At 40.4% G+C, this 17,078-nt stretch carries 20 protein-coding genes; all 20 read left to right on the plus strand.

Annotation, left to right across the window (positions count from 1 at the left end; genetic code table 11):
* Nucleotide 1: 1 nt before the first annotated feature.
* The 20 genes from ACDD58_RS13865 (at nucleotide 2) to rpsB (ending at nucleotide 17,068) form a co-directional block, all read left to right on the plus strand.
* Nucleotides 2–373, plus strand: a complete 372-nt coding sequence (locus ACDD58_RS13865; protein WP_022112313.1) for a flagellar biosynthetic protein FliO — start codon at nucleotides 2–4, stop codon at nucleotides 371–373.
* A 7-nt stretch (nucleotides 374–380) separates the two neighbouring features.
* The gene (gene fliP / locus ACDD58_RS13870; RefSeq protein ID WP_117921792.1) at nucleotides 381–1,280 is read left to right on the plus strand and encodes a flagellar type III secretion system pore protein FliP; all 900 of its coding nucleotides are present in this window, start codon (nucleotides 381–383) and stop codon (nucleotides 1,278–1,280) included.
* A gap of 83 nt (nucleotides 1,281–1,363) precedes the next feature.
* Nucleotides 1,364–1,633 (plus strand): flagellar biosynthesis protein FliQ, encoded by a 270-nt coding sequence (gene fliQ / locus ACDD58_RS13875; protein ID WP_117921794.1) that lies wholly within the window; start codon nucleotides 1,364–1,366, stop codon nucleotides 1,631–1,633.
* 8 nt (nucleotides 1,634–1,641) lie between these two features.
* A complete protein-coding gene (gene fliR, locus ACDD58_RS13880; RefSeq protein WP_117921795.1) occupies nucleotides 1,642–2,421 on the plus strand; it encodes a flagellar biosynthetic protein FliR in 780 nt (259 codons plus the stop codon).
* A 1-nt stretch (nucleotide 2,422) separates the two neighbouring features.
* Nucleotides 2,423–3,562, plus strand: coding sequence for a flagellar biosynthesis protein FlhB (gene flhB / locus ACDD58_RS13885; protein WP_117921797.1), 1,140 nt, complete (start codon nucleotides 2,423–2,425; stop codon nucleotides 3,560–3,562).
* Nucleotides 3,559–5,604, plus strand: coding sequence for a flagellar biosynthesis protein FlhA (gene flhA, locus ACDD58_RS13890; RefSeq protein WP_370778035.1), 2,046 nt, complete (start codon nucleotides 3,559–3,561; stop codon nucleotides 5,602–5,604). The genes flhB and flhA overlap by 4 nt, the downstream gene beginning before the upstream one ends.
* A 1-nt stretch (nucleotide 5,605) precedes the next feature.
* Nucleotides 5,606–6,886 carry a flagellar biosynthesis protein FlhF gene (gene flhF, locus ACDD58_RS13895; protein ID WP_370778756.1) on the plus strand — a complete coding sequence of 427 codons (1,281 nt, stop codon included), beginning with the start codon at nucleotides 5,606–5,608 and terminating at the stop codon, nucleotides 6,884–6,886.
* Nucleotides 6,887–6,890: 4 nt separating this feature from the next.
* A complete protein-coding gene (locus ACDD58_RS13900) occupies nucleotides 6,891–7,769 on the plus strand; it encodes a MinD/ParA family protein (RefSeq protein WP_117921801.1) in 879 nt (292 codons plus the stop codon).
* Between the two features lie 12 nt (nucleotides 7,770–7,781).
* Complete coding sequence (locus ACDD58_RS13905) at nucleotides 7,782–8,543, plus strand: flagellar brake protein (protein WP_243094197.1); 762 nt, start codon at nucleotides 7,782–7,784, stop codon at nucleotides 8,541–8,543.
* Nucleotides 8,540–9,604: a chemotaxis response regulator protein-glutamate methylesterase gene (locus tag ACDD58_RS13910; protein ID WP_186898846.1), complete on the plus strand. Its 1,065-nt coding sequence runs from the start codon at nucleotides 8,540–8,542 to the stop codon at nucleotides 9,602–9,604. Before ACDD58_RS13905 ends, ACDD58_RS13910 begins: the two co-directional genes overlap by 4 nt.
* A 1-nt stretch (nucleotide 9,605) precedes the next feature.
* A complete protein-coding gene (locus ACDD58_RS13915) occupies nucleotides 9,606–11,723 on the plus strand; it encodes a chemotaxis protein CheA (RefSeq protein ID WP_117921807.1) in 2,118 nt (705 codons plus the stop codon).
* Between the two features lie 15 nt (nucleotides 11,724–11,738).
* A complete protein-coding gene (locus tag ACDD58_RS13920) occupies nucleotides 11,739–12,185 on the plus strand; it encodes a chemotaxis protein CheW (RefSeq protein ID WP_006857472.1) in 447 nt (148 codons plus the stop codon).
* Between the two features lie 81 nt (nucleotides 12,186–12,266).
* Nucleotides 12,267–12,887 carry a chemotaxis protein CheC gene (locus ACDD58_RS13925; RefSeq protein WP_117921809.1) on the plus strand — a complete coding sequence of 207 codons (621 nt, stop codon included), beginning with the start codon at nucleotides 12,267–12,269 and terminating at the stop codon, nucleotides 12,885–12,887.
* A 12-nt stretch (nucleotides 12,888–12,899) separates the two neighbouring features.
* Nucleotides 12,900–13,385 (plus strand): chemotaxis protein CheD, encoded by a 486-nt coding sequence (locus ACDD58_RS13930; RefSeq protein WP_117921811.1) that lies wholly within the window; start codon nucleotides 12,900–12,902, stop codon nucleotides 13,383–13,385.
* A 20-nt stretch (nucleotides 13,386–13,405) separates the two neighbouring features.
* Nucleotides 13,406–13,681 carry a hypothetical protein gene (locus ACDD58_RS13935; protein ID WP_117921813.1) on the plus strand — a complete coding sequence of 92 codons (276 nt, stop codon included), beginning with the start codon at nucleotides 13,406–13,408 and terminating at the stop codon, nucleotides 13,679–13,681.
* 20 nt (nucleotides 13,682–13,701) lie between these two features.
* The gene (locus ACDD58_RS13940) at nucleotides 13,702–14,466 is read left to right on the plus strand and encodes a FliA/WhiG family RNA polymerase sigma factor (protein ID WP_117921815.1); all 765 of its coding nucleotides are present in this window, start codon (nucleotides 13,702–13,704) and stop codon (nucleotides 14,464–14,466) included.
* A gap of 25 nt (nucleotides 14,467–14,491) precedes the next feature.
* Nucleotides 14,492–14,815: a hypothetical protein gene (locus tag ACDD58_RS13945; protein ID WP_117921817.1), complete on the plus strand. Its 324-nt coding sequence runs from the start codon at nucleotides 14,492–14,494 to the stop codon at nucleotides 14,813–14,815.
* A gap of 65 nt (nucleotides 14,816–14,880) precedes the next feature.
* A complete protein-coding gene (locus tag ACDD58_RS13950; protein WP_243102834.1) occupies nucleotides 14,881–15,510 on the plus strand; it encodes a DUF6115 domain-containing protein in 630 nt (209 codons plus the stop codon).
* Nucleotides 15,507–16,088, plus strand: coding sequence for a hypothetical protein (locus ACDD58_RS13955; protein WP_118208924.1), 582 nt, complete (start codon nucleotides 15,507–15,509; stop codon nucleotides 16,086–16,088). Before ACDD58_RS13950 ends, ACDD58_RS13955 begins: the two co-directional genes overlap by 4 nt.
* A gap of 236 nt (nucleotides 16,089–16,324) precedes the next feature.
* Nucleotides 16,325–17,068: a 30S ribosomal protein S2 gene (gene rpsB, locus ACDD58_RS13960; protein WP_022112309.1), complete on the plus strand. Its 744-nt coding sequence runs from the start codon at nucleotides 16,325–16,327 to the stop codon at nucleotides 17,066–17,068.
* The last annotated feature ends 10 nt before the right edge of the window (nucleotides 17,069–17,078 follow it).

A 17,078-nucleotide genomic window follows, 5' to 3' on the forward strand; every position in this document is an offset into this window, starting at 1 on the left:
TATGATTTTATTAAGCGCCTCTTTTCGAAGTCTGATGCAGCTGATTGGAGTACTGATCATATTTGTGTTTGTTTTGATTATTACCTACTTCACGACAAAGTGGGTAGGTGGTTTTCAAAAAATACAAATGTCCAAAGGAAATCTTATGGTTCTCGAAACAATCCGGATTGCAAATGGTAAATTTTTACAGCTTGTTAAGGCAGGAGAACAGTATTTTGTAATCGCTGTGGGTAAGGATGAAGTAACAAAAATTGCGGAACTTACAGAAGATCAGTTATCAGTCCAGACATCGGATGATATGAAAAATTCACAGGAAAATTTTCAGGAGATATTTAGTAGACTGAAAGATCATTTTCCGAAAAAGCAGGATTGATAGAATTATGACAAAATTAAAAAAGACATATTGTATACTGTCATTAATATTTGCAATAGCAGTGTTTGTGGCAGTGTTGTTTGCCTCACAAAACAGAACGACTGTTTATGCAGCTTCCATGGATCCGGACAGCATTGATTCGCTGGATAATACAGCAGCGAATACCAGCACAGGTTCAGGTAGTGAGTCAGACAGCAAAGGTGGTCTGTCCATCTCGATAAATAATGATGAGGCGGGGGTTGCTTCAGAAGTACGTGCATTATTGTTACTGACAATTATTGCAGTGTCACCATCGCTTTTGATTATGCTTACATCGTATACCAGAATTGTAATTGTACTTCATTTTTTAAGAACGGCAATTGGAACACAGACGGCACCGCCAAACCAGATTTTGATTGGACTGGCATTGTTTTTGACATTTTTTATCATGTGGCCGACGTTTCAGCAGATCAATGAGAATGCAATCCAGCCACTGGATAATGGAGATATTACCATAGAAAAGGCATTAAAAGAAGCGGAAGTGCCAATTCGCCAGTTTATGTATGGACAGGTACAGCGAAAGGATGTCAAGCTTTTCGTGGATATGGCTGGTGACAGTTATGATATTGACAGTGCTGCACTGGAAAAGGAATATGAGGAATCCGGGCAGAGTGCATATGATGCGATTCCGATGACAATTATGATTCCATCGTTTATAATCGGGGAACTGAGACAGGCATTTATCATGGGATTTGTAATTTATATCCCGTTTATTGTAATTGATATGGTAGTTGCATCCGTGCTTATGTCGATGGGTATGATGATGCTTCCACCGACAACAATCTCTTTGCCGTTTAAAATATTACTGTTTATACTGGCGGATGGATGGAATCTTGTAATAGGAAGCGTAGTAAAGACGTTTTATTGATGATAACAGAATGTTCGAAGAATGTGCATTCTGTTATAGATACAGATTAAAATGTATATAGATAGCAAAGAGGTGAGAACAAAATGACAGAAGGACAGGTACTTGATATAGCAAAAGAAGCGATTTATACGATTATAATCTGTTCCGCTCCGATGTTGATCATTTCACTGGTTGTTGGTTTGATTGTCAGTATTTTCCAGACGGTTACATCTATTCAGGAGCAGACATTGACGTTTGTTCCTAAGATCATTGCAGTATTTGTTGGCATTATGATTTTTGGATCATGGATTCTGACAAATCTGACTGAATTTGTGACGACGTTATGGTCGAATTTTAGTATATATCTTGGTTAGGACGCTCTATGTTAGAATATACGTTTTCATTGGCTAATTTTGAAATACTGATATTAATATTGGTTCGCATATCGTGTTTTGTGTACATCGCTCCTTTTTTTGGGACAAGGAATGCACCTTCACAGGCAAAGATAGCTTTTTCGTTCTTTGTTGCGCTTTTGGTCTATGGTTTTGTTGATAAGACAGCAATCGAGTATACAGGTATGATTGGATATGCGATAATAGTGTTAAAAGAAGGAATTACAGGGTTGCTGATAGGATTTGCTGCAAACATTTGTAATTCCATTATTTTATTTGCGGGAAATATTATTGATATGGATATCGGATTATCCATGGTGACTGAATTTGACCCGACAATGAATACGCAGGTAACGATCACTGGAAACCTGTACAATTATTTTATACTTCTTCTTTTGATCGCAACAAATATGCATCATGTGATTTTACAGGCGGTGGTGGATTCTTTTACGGTAATACCGATCAATGGTCAGATCTTTAACTGGGATTCCCTTGCAGGTTCCATGACACAGTATATGACGGACATGTTTGTAATCGGATTCCGGATTTTTCTCCCGATATTTGCCTGTATGATGATTTTAAATTGTATCTTAGGTATTCTTGCAAAGGTTGCACCACAGATGAACATGTTTGCAGTTGGTATGCAGATGAAAATACTGGTTGGTTTTGGAGTTTTATTTCTTACAATTTCACTTTTGCCTGGAATCGCCAGTTTTATATTTACCGAAATGAAAAAGATGATGGTTTTATTTATAGAGGGAATGTACTAAGGTGGAATGGAAAGACAGATTACTATTTGCATATGACCTTCAGTGGTTCGCAAAAGATGGACCCGGAGGGGAAAAAACAGAGCCGGCAACAGAAAAGAAGTTAAGAGAAGCACGAGAGGATGGTAAGGTTGCAAAGAGTAAGGAACTTACCGCAGCATTTGATCTGATAGTATTGTTCCTCGTGTTGAAGGTTTTTATTTCGTTAATTGGCAATGGCTTTTTGGAAGTTTTTTATTATGTATATAAGCTGATGCCTGATTTTGTAAGTGTTAATGCGATGGAATCATCTACAAAGGAGATTACTTCGTTTTTACATAATGTGTATATAGAAATGTTCAAGATGGCTGCCCCGTTTTTTGTGTTTGGTGTTGCGGTGACAGCCCTTGTAAGTATCCTTCAGGTAGGGTGGAAAGTCACGGCTAAGCCGTTAAAACCTAAGGGGGATAAATTTAATCCGATCAATGGATTTAAACGTATTTTTTCAAAAGATTCATTATTTGAGCTGCTTAAATCTATTTTAAAAATAGGTTTGATCATATATGTTGCTTATACATCCATAAAGGGTGAGGCAAATGATATTTTTATTTTATATGACATACCGCTGAATCAGGCAGTTGTATTATGCGGGAATGTTATCATTAATGCAGGTTTTAAAATCAGCCTTGTTTATCTGGTGGTCGGAATTGCAGATTTTGTTTATCAGAAACATCGTTTCAATGAAGATATGAAGATGACCAAGCAGGAATTAAAGGATGAGTATAAAAATACTGAGGGAAATCCTGAGATCAAAGGAAGACAGAGACAACGTATGAGAGAAGCTTCTCAAAGGCGTATGATGCAGGATGTACCAAAGGCAGATGTGGTTATTACGAACCCGACACACCTGGCAGTTGCAATCAAATATGATGCCGAGGTGTCAAGAGCTCCGATCGTTATTGCAAAAGGAGAAGATTATCTTGCACAGAAAATTCGTGAAAAAGCAAAGGAAAACCACATTGAAATTGTTGAAAATAAACCGTTGGCAAGAATGTTATATGCGAATGTAGATATAGGGGCAGAAATACCGCCTGAATTGTATCAGGCAGTAGCGGAAATTCTTGCTATGGTATATAATATGAGAAACAGGGAGGATAGGTCATGAAGAAAGCTGACATAGGTGTTGCACTGTATCTACTGGCTGCAGTCATCTTTTTTATAGTGCCAATCAGTTCCACTTTACTCGATGTTATGCTGGCACTGAATATTTCAATCGCATTGATTGTTCTTTTTAATACACTGTTTGTAAAAGAAGTACTGGATATGTCTTTTTTTCCAACATTACTTTTGTTTACAACAATTTTTCGAATTTCCCTGAATGTATCTTCAACACGACTGATCTTAACCACTGGTGCCCCGGGTAATGTTGTACAGACATTCGGACAGTTCGTCGGTGGTGGAGATCTGATCGTTGGTGCCATCGTATTCATTATTCTGGTTATTATCCAGTTTGTTGTTATCAATAAAGGTTCCGAGCGTGTCGCTGAGGTAACGGCGAGATTTACACTTGATGCGATGCCTGGTAAGCAGATGGCGATTGATGCGGATTTAAATACCGGAGCGATCACGGAAAAACAGGCAAGGGAGCGGAGAAATAAGATTCAGGAAGAATCTGCGTTCTTTGGTTCCATGGATGGTGCTACCAAGTATGTAAAGGGAGATGCAGCAGCTGGTCTTATTATCACGTTTGTAAACCTTGCGGGTGGAACCATTATGGGTATACTGCGGGGCGGAATGACGTTTCAGGAGGCAATCGAACATTACGGTGTGCTAACGATTGGTGATGGACTTTCTTCCCAGATACCGTCCCTTCTGATTTCACTTGCAACCGGCATTCTTGTTACAAAAGCGTCGAAAGAAGCGGATTTTTCCAATATCCTTGTCAGTCAGTTATTTGGTATTCCCAAAGTACTTTATATTGTAGGTACTACGCTGGCGGTTTTAGGAATTGCAACACCGTTAAATACCTTATTGTTTCTTGCGTTTGGTGCAACTTTTATTATTGCAGGACGACAGGTCGACAAAAATATCGGTATTGAGAGTATAGAAGAAGAGGTCAATGCGGAGGAAACGGAAGCAGAAGAGGTACGAAAACCAGAGAATGTGGTGTCGCTGCTTCAGGTTGATCCGATAGAACTTGAATTTGGATATGGTATCATTCCGTTAGCAGATGTAAATCAGGGAGGAGATCTCCTGGATCGTGTTGTTATGATACGAAGGCAGATTGCTCTTGAACTTGGTACTATAGTACCTATCATACGTTTGAGGGATAATATTCAGTTAAATCCGAATCAGTATATCATTAAGATCAAAGGGGTGCAGGTGACAGAAGGAGAGATCCTTTTTGATCACTATATGGCAATGAATCCGGGATATGTGGAGGAAGAGATCACAGGTATCCCTACATTTGAACCGTCATTCCATCTCCCGGCGATCTGGATTACGGAAAGCCAGCGTGAACGTGCGGAGAGCCTTGGATATACGGTTGTTGATCCGCCATCAATTATTGCAACGCATTTGACAGAGGTAATCCGGTCACATATCGCAGAACTGCTTACCAGACAGGATGTGCAGAATCTTGTCAATAATCTGAAAGAGAGCAATCCGGTACTGGTGGACGAGCTGATTCCCAAGATGCTTGGACTTGGTGAGGTTCAGAAGGTGTTACAGAACCTGCTGGATGAGGGGATTTCCATCCGTGATCTCCTGACGATTTTTGAAACGCTTGCAGATCATGCAGCGACAACAAGAGATACAGATGTACTGACGGAGTACGTGCGCCAGAGTTTAAAGAGAGCCATTTCCAGCAAATATTTCCCGGCGAATGAGACAACCAGTGTTATTACACTTGATCCGAAGGTTGAGCAGGAAATTATGGCTTCCGTAAAACAGACGGAGCAGGGTGCATATCTCACACTTGATCCGGAGACAACAAAAGCAATTATGAATTCTGTACAGAATGAAGTGACAAAACTTGAAAACATGGGTAAAACTCCAATTGTGATCACATCTCCGATTGTACGAATGTACTTTAAAAAATTAACGGAAGATTATTTTAAGGACTTGATCGTGGTTTCATATAATGAAATTGAGTCTAATGTAGAATTACAGTCAGTAGGGATAATCAGCAGGGACGGTGACAAGTGAAATGACCATAAATAAGTATCAGGGAAAAACGAAAGAAGAAGCAATTGAAAAAGCAAAACAGGAGCTTGGCGAAGGCGCGGTTGTGATGAATGTTAAGGAGATCAAACCGACAGGTATGTTTAAGGCCTGGAAAAGTTCCGTGTTTGAGGTTACAGCAGCAAAAGAAGAGAAAGATGATTTTGTAGATCCAAGACAGGTTGCCGATCTGGCGGCAAAAACAGTTAAAACATTAAATCTTGCAGCAGATGAGAAAATCAGTCCAAAAGAGTTCTCAAATGACAGAACACAGGATATCCTGTCAGGACGTCTTACAAGTGCACCGGAACTGCATGCACCGGAACTGCATGCACCAGAGCTGCATGCAAAAGATGGATTGGAGAAAAGACTCGAAAATCTTTCTAATATTCTGGAAAAACAGCTGTCTGTTGAGGAAAGCAGACAGAAGGAAGTAAAGGAAGAAGAAAAAGAACATCAGGTTGTGAACCCGGAGGGATTGCAGTTCATAAAAATGCTTTACAGAACGCTGCTGGAAAATGAGGTAAACGAAAAGTATGTCAACCAGATTTTAGACGAAGCAGAGAAAGTGATGCACAGTGGAAGCAGCGTGGATGTGATATTGTCAAATGTGTACCAGAAAATGATCTTAAAATTAGGACAGCCGGATACAATCTGTGTTACTGGTAAAAAACCGAGAATTATTTTCTTTGTTGGCCCGACAGGTGTGGGAAAGACAACAACGATTGCCAAGATTGCCTCTAAGTATAAACTTGAGATGGGGATGAAGATTGCGTTCCTGACAGCGGATACTTATCGTATTGCTGCTACGGAGCAGCTTCGGGTGTATGCCAATATTTTAGATGCACCGATGAGCATCATTTATTCTTCCGAGGAGATGAATGCCGCGATTGAAAGAGTCAATGAATATGATCTCATTTTTGTAGATACGGCAGGTTTTTCCCACAAAAATGATGAGCAGTGCAATGATATGAAAAAAATGCTTGCGGGACTTGATGAAGCATATGAAAGAGAGGTATATCTGGTAGTCAGTGCGACAACTAAGTATAAAGATCTTCTGGAAATTGCTGACCGTTATAAAGAGATTGCCGATTACAAGCTGATATTTACCAAATTGGATGAAACTGAGGCTTATGGTAATATTTACAACATCAAGATGTATTCGGGAGCACCGCTTTCCTACATGACAAACGGACAGAATGTGCCGGATGATATAGAGGAATTTAATACACAAAAAATAGTAAAACAACTTCTGGGAGGCAGATAATGATATGGATCAGGCTCAAAATCTCAGAAATGTAATTAAAGTAAAAAATCAGAGCCGGAAACTGGATGCACGTGTGATTACCGTGACGAGTGGAAAAGGTGGAGTTGGAAAATCGAATGTTGCAGTGAATCTTGCTGTGCAGATTAGTAAATTAGGAAAGAAAGTACTGATTTTTGATGCTGATTTTGGACTTGCCAATGTTGAGGTTATGTTTGGAGCAGTTCCCCGTTATAATCTGGGAGATTTTCTGTTCCAGAGAAAGAGTATGACAGAAATCATAACAGAAGGTCCTATGGGGATTGGATTTATCTCAGGTGGAGCAGGGGTCTTATGTATGAACCAGCTGGCAGACGAACAGATCAGATATCTGATCCGTGGTTTATCTGAATTAGATCAGTATGCAGATGTGATCCTGATCGATACAGGAGCGGGGATATCAAATCAGGTTATGGAGTTTGTCATGGCGAGTCCGGAAGTTCTTGTTGTAACAACTCCTGAACCGAGTTCTTTGACCGATTCCTATTCATTGCTTAAAGCATTATATCATAACCCTTTATTTTCACGCGAACAGACAGATATCCGGATCGTATCAAACCGTGTGGTATCTAATGAAGAGGGACAGCAGGTATATGAAAAATTGAATTCTGTAGTAGAACAGTTTCTGGATGGTTCTGTGAATTATCTTGGGATGATTCCTCAGGATCACATGCTGGAACGTTCGGTAAGACAGCAGAAACCTGTTTCACTGAATGCACCGATGGCAAAGTCAGCAAGAGCATTTGAAACTATGGCAGCGAATCTGATTTTACAGGAACAGAAAATACCGGATAAACGGTTGGGAATTGCCAGAATGTTTTCAGATTTCTGGTGGCAGAAATACTAAGGAGGAATGGATATGAAGGTTTCAGACATTATACGTATAGGCGATAAGATTGATATCCGTGTTCTTCAGGAAGTTGAACAGGCAGAAAAAACGGATGTCACTGTTAAAACATATAAGAGTAAAGTACTTGATTTCCGTTCAAATGGGAATATGGAGATAGCAATGCCAATGGAGGCGGGTAAACTGGTATTATTACAGCTTGGTGTCCGCTATGAACTCGTGTTTTTCTCACGCGAGTCACTGTATCGAGCCGTTGGTCAGGTAAAAGAACGATATAAAAAAGACAATATATATATGCTTGAGATGGAATTGAAATCCCAGCCGGAAAAATTTCAACGGAGAGAATACTTCAGATTTCCGTGTCTGCTCGATTTTAAATATTATGAACTGACGGCTGAACAGGCTATGCTTGACAGTGTGGAGGCTATTTTTTCAGAAATCCGTGATGAACACTTTTATGAGAAAGAACGAAAAGGAAAAATCATGGATTTAAGTGGCGGAGGAATCCGTTTTACAACAGAACAGGAGCAGAAACCTGGTACGTGGATATTGGCAGAATTAAGGCTGAAGAGCCAGACAATGGATAATCAGTATTATATTGTTGCAAATGTGATAGAATCAGGTAAAATAGAATCAGCGGCGGAATATGGATTTATGTCGCGTGCAAAATTCAGTATCAAGAATGATCGTGTAAGGGAAGAAATTATTCGTTACATCTTCGAAGAAGAGAGAAGAATGCGTCAGCAAAATGGCAGTGAGAGGATAAAAAAATGAAAAAAAATATTCTTGTTGTTGATGACTCTGCACTCATGAGAAGGGTGATCTGTGATATTATTAATTCGGATGAAACATTTCAGGCAATCGATACCTGCAGAGACGGTCTGGATGCACTTGAAAAATTAAGAGCAAAAAGATATGACGGTGTGGTATTGGATGTTAATATGCCGCGGATGGATGGACTTGCTTTATTAGAGCAGCTTCAAAAAGAAAAAATCCGTGCTACGGTCATCATGGTCAGTACTACGACTACAAAGGATGCCGAAGTTACCATGCTTGCCATGGAACGGGGGGCAGTTGATTTTGTGCCGAAGCCGACGAATGTGATCGAGGCAAAAGGTGAAGCATTTAAGGGTAAACTTCTTGGAGTGCTGAATGCAGTTTTAAAAACACAGAAGATGGCTTTGGGCAGCAAATCGGCTGCAACACCGGAAAAAGTAGTCTTGCGCAGAAACACAGAGCCGGTTCGAAGCAGAAATAAATTAGTTGCATTGGCATGTTCGACGGGAGGTCCGAAAGCTCTTCAGAGTGTGATTCCATATCTTCCTAAAAATCTGGATGCACCAATGGTTTTAGTGCAGCATATGCCTGCAGGATTTACAAAATCCATGGCAGACAGACTTAACGAAGTCAGTGACATACATGTCAAAGAGGCGGAAGATGGAGATGTGCTCAAAAAGGGAACGATATATATTGCTCCCGGCGGAAAGCATATGGAAATAAAGAAAAGTCCTGACGGAAGCCATAAAATCAGACTCAATGATGAATTGCCTCCTATCGGCGGATTAAAACCGTGTGCAGACATTACTTATGATTCGTTGCGAACCTGTGGATATGATCAGATAGTGTGTGTTGTACTGACCGGTATGGGAGCAGATGGTACCAAGGGAATAAAATCCTTAGCAAAGAGTAAGCCGGTATATGTGATATCGCAGAATGCCGAGACTTGTGTGGTATACGGAATGCCTAAGTCGATTGCTGAAACCGGACTGGTAAATGAAGTGGTTCCTCTTACACAGGTTGCTCAAACAATAACAAAGAATGTGGGGGTACAGTAATATGGATGTAAGCCAATATCTTGAGATTTTTATTGATGAAACAGAAGAACATCTGCAGACTTTAAGTGACTGCATTATGGAACTTGAAAAAGAACCGGAAAATATGGATACTATAAATGAAATTTTCCGTGCAGCCCATTCCTTAAAGGGTATGGCAGGTACCATGGGATTTAAGCGCATGCAGCGACTGACCCATGATATGGAAAATGTTTTTCAGGAAGTCAGAAGTGATAAAGTTAAAGTTAACAGTAATATGATCGATCTTCTTTTTAAATGCTTAGATGCCATTGAAAGCTATCTGAACAATGTAAAAGCAAGTTCTGACGAGGGAACAGAAGATAATGAACTGATCATCAAAGAATTGAATGATTTTATCGCCGGTGAAGAGAATGCTGAGAAAAAAGCAGAAGAAGCTGCTCCGGCACCAAAAGAAGAAAATACAGATGAAGCAGCTAAGAATGGTGAAAAGAAGTATTTTGAATTTGAACTGAACGAGACAGACCGTACAAAGTTAAAGGAGGCTGAGAATAATGGTTTACATATTTATGGAATGACCGTATATATTCAGAAAGAATGTCTCTTAAAGGCAGCACGTGCGTTTTTGGTGTTTAAGGCTGTAGAAGAGTTTGGACAGATTCTTGTATACAACCCGACATCTCAGGAAATTGAGGACGAGCATTTTGAAAATGATTTCAGTTTCTTTATCGCATCCGAGGAAGCATTCGATAAAATTTTACAGGCAGCACAGTCTGTATCTGAAATTGAAAAAGTAGTCGGCGAAGAGGTAAAATGTGACGTGCTTGCAGAAAAACAGGCACAGGCAGAAAAGGCTGCAGCAGAAGAGGCAGCAAAGAATGAGACACCGGTTCAGGCAGAGACAGCACCGGCTCCGGAAGTAAAAGCAGCACCGGCGAAGGCTCCGGCAGCACAGAATAATAAAAAACAGACTGTTGCAAAACCAGTTACAAACAGAACGGTACGTGTTGATATTGAAAAACTGGATGCATTAATGAACCAGGTATCAGAGCTTATTATTGCAAAGAACAGTCTTGTTGCGATTGGCTCCACAGAGTCCGGTGATTTCCAGAATCAGACTTATCATGAGCAGATTGAATATCTTGAGCGTATTACAACCAATCTTCATGAGTCGGTTATGAAAGTTCGAATGGTTCCAATCGAGAGCGTTGTAAATAAATTCCCTCGAATGATCCGTGACCTGTCAAGAAAGCTGGACAAAAAGATGGAGCTTTACATGACTGGTGAGGATACAGAGCTTGACCGTACGGTTGTTGACCAGATCGGTGATCCTCTGCAGCACTTACTGCGTAACTCTGCTGACCATGGTCTTGAGGATAACGAAACACGTATTGCTCTCGGTAAACCGGAAGTGGGAAGCATTTTCTTAAATGCATTCCAGGAAGGCAATAATGTCATCATCCAGGTCGGAGATGACGGTGCCGGTATTGATGTGGCTGCAGTACGTGATAAAGCAATCGAGAGAGGCATTATTACAGAAGAACAGGCTGAGAGCATGAGCCAGAAAGATATTATCAATATCCTGTTCCTTCCAAGTTTCTCAATGTCCAAAAAAATTACCGATATCTCAGGACGAGGTGTTGGACTTGATGTAGTAAAATCCAACATTGAAGCATTAGGTGGTGATGTTGAAGTTAAGACAGCAATGGGTGAGGGTACAACTTTTACAGTACGTCTGCCGCTTACTCTTGCAATTATCCAGGCTCTGATGGTAGAGGTAAGAGATGAAAAATATGCGATCGCACTTGGTTCCATCTCCAATATTGAGGATATTCCGGTTAAGGATATCAAGTATGTGGAGGCACAGGAAGTAATTCATCTGCGTGGCAAGGTTATCCCATTAGTACGGCTCGATAAAGTGCTTGATCTTGAGCCAAGGGAAGAACCGGAAAGCCTGACCGTTGTTATTGTAACGAAAGGTGACAGCATGGCGGGTCTTGTAGTTGATAACCTGATCGGACAGCAGGAAATCGTAATCAAGTCACTTGGAAAATACATTGACAATAACAAGCTGATCAGTGGTGCAACCATCCTCGGAGATGGCGAAGTTGCATTGATCTTAGATGTGAATACGTTAATGTAATGGAGGGTACTTAGCATGGCAAATAATAATCTTGAAACAACGGAAAAAGAATCCAAACAATATATCGTTGTCATGGTGGGCAGTGAACAGTATGGAATTGATATCAGCTATATTGATAACATTGTCCGCATGCAGAAAATTACAAGAGTTCCGAAAGTACAGACATATTTTAAAGGTGTGATCAATCTTCGTGGTGAGGTTGTTCCGGTTATGAGTGTACGCAAAAAAATGGGACTTGAAGATGATGTGCTGACAAATGCAAGCAGAATCATTATCTTAAAATTAGAGGAAAATGCTTCTTTAGGTGTCATCGTAGATGAAGTAAGAGAAGTTGTAAATTTAAGTGAAGATGAAATTGATAAAGTTTCTAACAAAGGAAGATTTATCAATGGAATCGGAAAGCATGGAGATCAGCTGATTTCCCTGCTTGAGATCAATGCACTTGTGGAGGAAAATAATTAATGAAAAGGTGGGGTTTTATGAAACATAAAATCCCACCGGATCTTTATCTGATGTGCAAAATGAGAGGAGAATCAGCAATTCATGGGAAATTTAACGTTGGAAGACGTAAATAATATGTATCTCGATGTCTTAAAAGAGATTGGTAATATCGGTGCAGGAAATGCAACTACCGCAATTGCAAATATGCTTGGCATGAAAATCGACATGAATGTCCCGAACGTAAAACTGATGGAAGTTTCAAAATTAGGAACGGCTGTCGGAGCGGAGGATGAAACAATTGTTGGCATTTTCTTAGAGGTGCTGAATGACATCGAAGGTAGTATGATGTTTCTGGTAGATATTCCATCGGCACGTTATCTTGTTAACAAACTGATGATGGAAGATGTGCCGGCAGATAAACCATTTGATGAAATGGAATTATCTGCGTTAAAAGAAATAGGAAATATTATTGCAGGTTCTTATCTGTCAGCCCTTTCTTCTATGACGAATCTTGTGATTTCTCCGTCTGTTCCTTATATTGCCGTAGATATGGCAGCTTCTATCTTAAGTGTGCCGGCCATTGAGTTTGGACAGTTTGGTGATAATGCACTGTTGATTCAGACTGAGATCTGTGCGGACGTGGCAATCAATGGATATTTTATATTGATGCCAGAGCAGGGGTCCTATGAAAAGATATTAACGTCACTTGGAATCTCACTGTAAGGAGAAGGATATATGAGCGAAGTAATAAAAGTGGGCATGGCAGATTTGAATATATGTAAAGCCCCTGATGTTATTACAACTTTGGGATTGGGTTCGTGCATTGGACTGGTATTTTATGATCCGGTATCAAAAGTTGGGGGAATGGTTCATTATATGCTCCCGGACAGTACAAAAGTCAGAAATAACAGCAATATCGCAAAGTTTGCAGATACAGGGATTGATGAATTATTACGCCGTGTAATTGCGGCAGGAGCAAATAAGGGCAGATTGATCGCTAAAATTGCCGGCGGTGCAAAAATGTTTGAAGTGAGTGGTTTGTCAGATGTTGGTAATATTGGTGCGCGAAATGCAGAGGCGGCAAAAGCAAAATTAAAGCAGCTTGGAATCAGGCTTGTTGCAGAAGATACAGGACTTAATTATGGTCGTACTGTTGAACTTCATTGTGATACAGGCGAGTTTTATATCAAATCAGTAGGCAAACCTTTAAAGATTATCTGATAGAAAGGCATGGATGCATTATGAAAACAAAGCCGATACCAGCTATCGTTATGCTTGTGGCAGGACTGGTTGCCTGTATTGCGGGAATGGCGGGACATATGGAAACCGGCAGATTTGTAAAAATGCTGCTGGTTGTCTTAATTGTGTTTTATATTATTGGCGGGATTGTAAAACTGTTGATTGATAAAAATTTTAAGGATATGGAAGAGGAAACCACGGATGGTGAAGAAACTCCGGCAGAGTCAGAAGATCAGGCAGAACCGGAGCAGGAAAGCGATGAACAGGATGACGAATAACTGAAACGTGGGGGCTTCATATGAAAACGGTAGAAAAAGAAAAGCTCTGGGAGGAATATCGGAAAAATCCTTCCGCGGAGCTGCGGGAGAAAATTATTATCGAGTATGCTCCACTGGTGCGGGTTGTGGCAGGACGGCTTAGCATGTATCTCGGATATAACGTAGAGTATGAAGATCTGGTTAGCTATGGTATATTTGGACTGATAGACGCAATAGATAAATTTGATCGTGGAAAAGATGTAAAGTTCGAGACGTATGCAAGTTTAAGAATACGTGGATCCATATTGGATCAGATAAGAAAAATGGATTGGATTCCACGGACGGTGCGGCAGAAACGCAAGAAGATCGAGGAAGCGATCAAGCAGATCGAAACTAAGACAGGGCAAAATGCTTCGGATGAAGAAATAGCAAAAGAATTAGGAATCGGTGAGGAAGAATTAAATGACTGGCAGACGCAGTTAAATGTCACAAATGTTATCTCACTGAATGAATTTGTGGAGCAGGGCGGAGAACCTGTGATGGATGCAAAAAATAATTCACATTTCATCCAACCCGAGGAGTCTGTTCAGGAAGAAGAACTGAAAAAAGTTCTGATGGAGTCACTGGAGCTTTTGACAGAAAAAGAGAAAAAAGTTATTTTATTATATTATTATGAGGATCTGACGTTAAAGGAAATAAGCAGCATCCTTGAAGTCTCGGAATCGAGGGTTTCGCAGCTTCATACCAAGGCATTGTTAAAAATGCGTAAAAAGATGGGAAACTATATGGGAATACTGATTGACTGACAGAAGAGTCCGGAGGTGATATGTTATGTCGATAAGACCAGTTGATTTGAGTGGAATGATACAACGAACGCAGGACATTGGCAACATTAAGCATGCGGAGGACAGCAGACCGATCGTAGATCAGTATAACATTGAGGTAAGGCAGGAAAAACAGGAATCTGATTTGTCCCACAAAGTACAGGACCCGGAACAGAAGGATAATCAGGAATTTCGATATGATGCCCGGGAAAAAGGAAATAACAGTTATAACGGTAGTGGGAAAAAGAAAAAAAAGCATGGTCAGTCAGAAGAGGATGAAGGAAGTGTTCATGTTAAGGAACGCAGGACCAGCTTTGATGTCAAAATATAACGAAAGGCGTAATAGTTGATATGACGGGAATAGTATTTTTTTTGCTTCTGACGGGGGTTGTTTTTATGGTTGGAAGTTTTTTTATCACGGAACGCTTATCTCCATCCGAATTAAATAAGATTGCAGAGTTAAGTAAGGACGAATTGGGCAGAATCATTGACGGTGCTCTGTCAGATGCCAGCAGTAAAGTAGAGGAGGCAATTCAGACACAGATCGATGCTTCTTCGGAACAAGTGGAGCGTGCACTGGAAAAAGAAACAAATGAAAAGATCATGGCCATCAGTGAATATTCAGATACAGTCATGGAAAACATGAATAAAACCCATAATGAGATCATGTTTCTTTATAATATGCTGAATGACAAACATGCAGAGCTGACAGGTCTTGCTACTGATCTGCAGAAGATCGCAGCAAATGTCAAGAGTATACAGGATGGGTTGTCAAAGAAAAAAGCACCGGAGCCAGTTCCTGTGGCGAAGCCTGAGTCCGTAGAAGAAAAAGTGGAAACAAAAGAACAGAAAATCCCAGTCGTAAAAAAGAAAGAAAATCCTGATACAGAGGAAAACCACACGGGTAAGATTCTTGAAATGCGCAAAAAGGGAATGCAGAGTGTTGAGATTGCAAAAGCACTAGGAGTAGGACTCGGAGAGGTTAATCTTGTACTTGGACTTTATAAAGGGGATACAGATTCGTGAAGCTAAAATATTATTTAAGAGGACTTGGTATAGGTATCATTGTCACAACAATTATTCTTGTAAGCTGCTTTTCAATGCAGAAACCTAAAATGACAGATGCACAGATCATTGAAAAGGCATCCCAGCTTGGTATGATCATGCCGGAACAGGACAGTGTAGTCGCTGCAGAGACAGAAACCACAGAACCGGAAGAAACACAGCAGAAAAATGAACAGCAGGTGGCAGCAGAAGAAGCACAGCAGGAGACAGAACAGCAGACAGAAGTGCCAAAAGAGCAGGCAACAGAAGAAACACAGCAGGATGCGCCGTCAGAAGATACAGAGAATGCAGAAAGTGAAGAACCAGCACAGCAGGAACCGTTTACGCTTGTTGTAAACCGTGGAGATGTATGCAGAACAATGTGTGAGAATCTTGCTGCCAATGGTGTGATCGATGATTCGGAAGGGTTACGCAAATATTTGAGTGAAGTTGGTTATGCTTCCTTTATCAGTGCTGGAACCTACCAGATTCCGTATCACGCATCTTATGAAGAAATTACAAATATTTTAAAAGCCGGACCGATGGAACAGCAGCAATAAAATAGAATAAAATAAAAAATACGCTCCAATCAGAAAAAAGTACTTGATTCTGGTTGGGGCGTATGTTATAATTTGCAAGGTTATGACGGAATAAAAAAGAATATTCCAAACAAACACATGTGTGGACTGACAGGCTGGTGCCAGATGGTCGTCTGAAAGAATGAAACACATGGAAGCAACTTATAAAAAGCCTGACGCACAGCTTTTTATAACAACAAAAACCAGGAGGTAGAAACATGAGCGTTATTTCAATGAAACAGTTATTAGAGGCAGGTGTTCACTTTGGACATCAGACAAGAAGATGGAACCCTAAAATGGCTCCATACATCTACACAGAGAGAAACGGAATCTATATCATTGATTTACAGAAATCCGTTGGTAAAGTAGATGAGGCTTACAAAGCAGTATCTGATATCGCAGCAGCAGGTGGCACAATTCTTTTCGTAGGAACAAAGAAGCAGGCTCAGGATGCAATCAAGACTGAGGCAGAGCGTTGCGGAATGTTCTATGTAAATGAGAGATGGTTAGGTGGTATGCTGACCAACTTCAGAACTATCCAGAGCCGTATTGCAAGATTAAAAGAGATCGAGACAATGGCAACAGATGGTACTTTCGAAGTATTACCAAAGAAAGAAGTTATCGCACTGAAAAAAGAGTGGGAGAAATTAGAGAAAAACCTTGGTGGTATCAAGGAAATGAAAAAGATCCCGGATGCAATCTTCGTTGTAGATCCTAAGAAAGAAAGAATCTGTATCCAGGAAGCTCATACATTAGGAATCAAATTAATTGGTATCGCTGATACAAACTGTGATCCGGAAGAGTTAGATTATGTAATTCCGGGTAATGATGATGCTATCAGAGCCGTTAAATTAATCGTATCTAAGATGGCAGATGCTGTTATCGAGGCTAATCAGGGTGCAGAGATGACTGCAGAAGAAGCAGAGTCTGCAGCAGCTGACGAAGCAGTAGAGGAAGCATAAGAACAAATTA

This window comes from Roseburia sp. (assembly GCF_041325975.1).
GTDB classification, from domain to species: domain Bacteria; phylum Bacillota; class Clostridia; order Lachnospirales; family Lachnospiraceae; genus Roseburia; species Roseburia rectibacter.